Origin of the sequence: Draconibacterium sp. (assembly GCF_041583095.1) — a bacterium.
GTDB lineage: Bacteria > Bacteroidota > Bacteroidia > Bacteroidales > Prolixibacteraceae > Draconibacterium.
Window position 1 is genome coordinate 1 of the sequence record NZ_JBFHGM010000345.1, and the last position, 4,770, is coordinate 4,770.

Annotated in this window: 2 protein-coding genes and 1 pseudogene; all 3 read right to left on the reverse strand. The window is 44.6% G+C overall.

Annotated features, from left to right (window positions below; genetic code table 11):
• On the reverse strand, positions 1 to 2,159 hold a 2,159-nt coding region (locus tag ABZB17_RS20650; protein ID WP_372653209.1), incomplete at its 3' end, for a glycoside hydrolase N-terminal domain-containing protein.
• A gap of 49 nt (positions 2,160 to 2,208) precedes the next feature.
• A complete protein-coding gene (locus ABZB17_RS20655) occupies positions 2,209 to 3,561 on the reverse strand; it encodes a family 43 glycosylhydrolase (RefSeq protein ID WP_372653211.1) in 1,353 nt (450 codons plus the stop codon).
• 45 nt (positions 3,562 to 3,606) lie between these two features.
• Positions 3,607 to 4,770 (reverse strand): annotated as a pseudogene (locus ABZB17_RS20660) (alpha-glucuronidase); the annotation flags it as partial.

Here is a 4,770-nt window from a genome sequence, read left to right on the forward strand (position 1 = left end):
ACCAATCCACTCACCGATCCTTTACTCCATTTTGATGGAAGTGCCGGAAGAAGCTGAATGGCTCCGTGCTGGCTTTGCATCAACATTTCGGCAATTCCTGCTGTGCAACCAAAATTCCCGTCAATCTGGAAAGGCGGGTGCGCATCAAACAGGTTCGGGTAAGTACCACCGCTCATTCTTCGGCCGCTACGCGCAACAGGTTTTAGCTGGTCGGTAATTAGTTTATAGGCATGATCACCATCGAGCAAACGTGCCCAAAGATTTACTTTCCATCCCATCGACCAACCGGTTGATTCGTCTCCGCGGGCTACCAACGAAGTGCGTGCAGCCTCAAATAATTCGGGCGAATGATAAGGCGAAATTTGGTTGGAAGGGTAAAGTCCATACAAATGCGATACATGCCTGTGATGATCGTTGGGATTATCCCAATCGTACATCCATTCCTGCAGTTGCCCCCATTTTCCAATTTGCATGGGTGGCAGTTTCTGCATGGTGGTCTTAATTTTTTCCACCAGGGCTGTATCAGTTTCTAAAACCTCAGCGGCTTTCACTGTTATCGAAAACAAGTCGAAAAGCAGCTGATTATCCATGGTGGTTCCGGCTGCTATGTTTGATCCGTGGCCTGCCGGAGTATTTTCGGGAGAAACAGAAGGCGAAACCACCAGCCAACCGTTGTCGGGTTCTTCAATCAAAAAATCGAGGAAAAACAATGTTGCTCCTTTTATGGCCGGATAAACACTTTTCAGGTATTCTATATCTCCGTTATAAGCATATTTATCGTAAAGATGCTGCGATAACCAGGCACCACCCATTAGCCACATGCCCCAGGTAGCACCGTCAATTGGCCCGTTAATACGCCAGATATCGGTGTTATGGTGTAATACCCAGCCATTTGCGCCGTACATATCCTGCGCAGTTTTTTGGCCGGTTTCCGACAATTCCTTCACCATCTGAACCAGTGGTTCATTTAATTCGCTCAGATTGGTAATTTCCGATGGCCAGTAATTCATCTCGGCATTAATGTTTACCGTGTATTTACTGTCCCAGGGTGGCATTAACTGGTCGTTCCAAATTCCCTGCAAATTGGCAGGTTGCCCACCCGGGCGCGACGAGGAAATAAGCAAATACCTTCCAAACTGAAAATAGAGCTCAACTAATTGCGGATCGTCTGCCGTAGCAAATTCCTCCACCCTTACATCCGTCATTTTATTAACCGATTCGGTTTCTCCCAAATCAAGATCAACGCGTCTAAAATAGCTCTGATAATCAGCAATATGGTCTTTTAATAAATCCTTGTATGTTTTTTGGATAGCCGCTTGCAAATAGTTGTTTGCGCGCTCGTTGGCATTTCCACTAATATCATTGTAGTTATTAAAATTAGTGGCCATCGAAATAATAATGGTTGCCGCTTTTGCGTCGCTCACAGTCAGCTCCGATTCATTGGCGGTAACTACTCCACCATCGTTTATTATTTTTACCTGGGTTTCGAATTCTACGGCTCCTTTAACACCTTCATGACTGCTGGTAACTCCCGTCATTACCAACTCGTTGTTTCCGTTTGTGGTTATCGTTACTTTTGAAGGCCGGTCAAGCGTTGCCGAAAAATTCAAGGCACCTGATTTATCAGCAGAAATATGGGCAACAACAACCTGATCGGGGAAAGATGAAAAGACCTCTGTTTTATAATTTACTTCGCCAACCTGGTAGCTTGATGAAGCCACAGCCGTTTCCAGGTTCAATTCGCGCGAATAGTTGCTAACATTTTGGTGCCCTTCAAAACTCAACTTCAGATTTCCCGCCGTTTGGTAAGGCATTCCATGCGATTTTTTGGTAATAAAATCACGATTAACGAGATCCTGCGCTTCTTTGTATTTTCCATCGAAAATCAACTGACGCACCTTTTTTAACGATGCTTTTGCATCCGGATTATCGTTTCGGTTGGGTTGTCCGGCCCAAATGGTATTCTCGTTTAACTGAATAATTTCGTTTTCAGGGTTTCCGTATATCATCGCCCCCAAACGGCCGTTTCCAACCGGAAGTGCTTCAACCCATTGTTCAGCAGGCTTATCGTAGCGCAGCTTAAGTAAAGTTTCGTCTTCGGGTTGTTGTTGTGCACAGGCACAAAAGGCAATGAATATTAAAAATACAAATCTTTTCATCTTTCCAGATTATTAACCGTCTTCTTACAAAGAGGCATTTCTTCTTGTTCTATTCAAAACTTATCCAGTCAATCTCCACCGGATTATCGTTCGCCGCCACCACAAAAATATTATGGATACCGGGTTCAACTTTGTTTATTTTTGTTTTCGACACAGTCATTTTTTTACTTTCTGGCACATTTATTTCAGCCAGAACAGGGCCATCCACTGCATCAATTCTCAGTTCTACTTTTCCACCGTTTAGTGCACCGGCATTCACCACAACTTTTCCGGTGTTCTTCTTTTCAAAATTTACCGTGTTGTAAGAAATCCAGGCACCTTTATTGGCCAGCGTAGTTTTCCAACCTGCGAAAGTATTTGTGGTATCGTTAAAAGCTATTGTTGCGCCATTTTCGCTTATTGCGCTGTAACGGTCGAGCTGAATTTTACCGGATGCCGGGGTTACACCAACACCTCGTTTGGTTGGAATAACTTTTTGAATAGTTCCATCGGCATTAAAAAACAGGCTATCGACACACACCGAACGGTTCTTATCAAAATGAGGTGAATAATCGTTATGATGGTAAAACAAATACCACTGATCGTTATATTCAACCAACGAATGATGGTTGGTCCAGCATCCTGTTTCCGATTCATCCATAATTACTCCGGTCATCGTAAAAGGCCCTTCGGGGCTATCGCCCATGGCATACTCCAACCGTTCGGTATCGTTTTCCACATGCGGAAAAGTAAGGTAGTACTTTCCGTTTCGCTCAAAAACAAACGGGCCTTCTTTCATCCCCCTTTCAGGCAAATTGGCAATGGCAACCGGCTTCGTTGCCAGTTCTGTCATGTTCTCTTTTAGTTTTGCCACGTATATGTTGCCCATCGAATAATACAAATAAGCTTGTCCGTCTTTGTCGATCAAAACATTTGGATCGATACCAAAAATACCTTCAATAGCATTTTCCTCCGGAACGTAAGGACCTTCAGGTTTATCGGCAACGGCCACTCCAATTCCAAAACCTTTGCGGCCGTTGGGACCTGCTACATTTTTATTGGCCGGAAAGTAGAAATAATATTTTCCGTTACGCTCGATACAATCGGGTGCCCACATGCTGTACGAGGTAGAATCAACCCAAGCCACTTTATTCTGACTAACAATTACGCCATGGTCGGTCCATTCGCCAAGATCTTCAGATGAAAACACATGGTAATCGGGCATACAAAACCAATTCTCGCGCAGGTTTTTATTAGGAGGAGCCGGAATGTCGTGCGAAGGAAAAACGTAAACCTTTCCGTTCATTACACGTGCCGTAGGATCGGCTGAAAACTGATCTCTGATTATTGGATTTTGTGCCAAAACCGTAAATGCCGGTACTACAAAGAGCAGGGCAAGGATAAAGTATTTTTTGAAATTCATTTTAATTAGGTTATAGGTATAATTATTTTCAACTTGTGATTCTAACTACCGACTTCGTCGAACCCTCTGTCTGTCACGTTCGAGCAGCTCATCCAGGTTAAATAATGGCCGTTCCAGTTCATAAGGGATTGGTTGTTTACTGAATTGCTGAAAATACAGCAAACAGGCGTCTTTCCACTCCTGTGCATTCATGACCTGTTCTGTAAGTTTATGCTGAATAGCTGCAAATCGTTCCGCATCGACAAAACGTTCTGCCTTGTCCCAAACCCGCTGAAATTCGCGCACTTGTTTCACTCCTTCGTCGTACCGATAGCATAGCTCATTCCAAAGCGTTCTGTTACTTTTCATTTTATGATCCCACGAAACATGGTGAAACCAAAGCAAATACACCTCGGGACAGGTATTCAGGTCGGCTAACTGGCCGGCAAGCGGTTCGTGGTATTGGCTAATTGCATCGCTGCCCGAAGTCGTACGATCGAATCCAATTCCTAAAGAATCGGCCTGATGATAATACGGAGGAGTCCAGTCTGCACGCATGCCACGCGGAGCCCACCATGGCCCGGGGCCGTAATGTGCATGTGCTGAGAAAATATGATGAAGCCCCAAAGGCATCATGTAATTAACAGTAGCTTCATGACTGTTGAGCATCATTTGTTTCACGGGTTGTAAAAACGACAGATTCCACTCCAGGTCATAAGAGCTTGTTTCTTTATCAATATTTTGTGGCCCGAACGTAAGTTTCAACCATTCATCGGCTATTTGTGCGCTGCTGATCGAATGATTCCAGGCCTGCCGACCAAAAGCATACCAGTTGGCCTGAGCAAAATCGTGACCACACCAGTTGGCATCGAGCCCGATGTTTGCAACGCCCGCAATAGCGCTGTATTTCTGATTAAAAATACTGCCATCGGTGCAACGGGCAACCGTACTGCCTGCACCTTCCTGCCAGGTTTCGCTTTTTAGAAATTCTTCCCACATGGTAGCCAGAAAAACCAGATGCACCGACTGTCCCAAATATTCCATTGTAACCTGCAATTCGGGCATTACAGTTGTCTTTTTCATCGCACCAAATAAGGGGCTGAACGGTTCGCGTGGCTGAAAATCGATAGGACCGTTTTTCACCTGAATGATCACATTGTCATTAAATTGTCCATCCAGTGGCATAAATTCATTGTACGCTTGTTTGGCACGGTCTTCATCCGATGGATC

What these genes read in the sequence shown, in the direction of transcription:
- ABZB17_RS20655 (WP_372653211.1), bottom strand. Translation starts at nt 3,561, where the DNA reads ATGAATTTCAAAAAATACTTTATCCTTGCCCTGCTCTTTGTAGTACCG.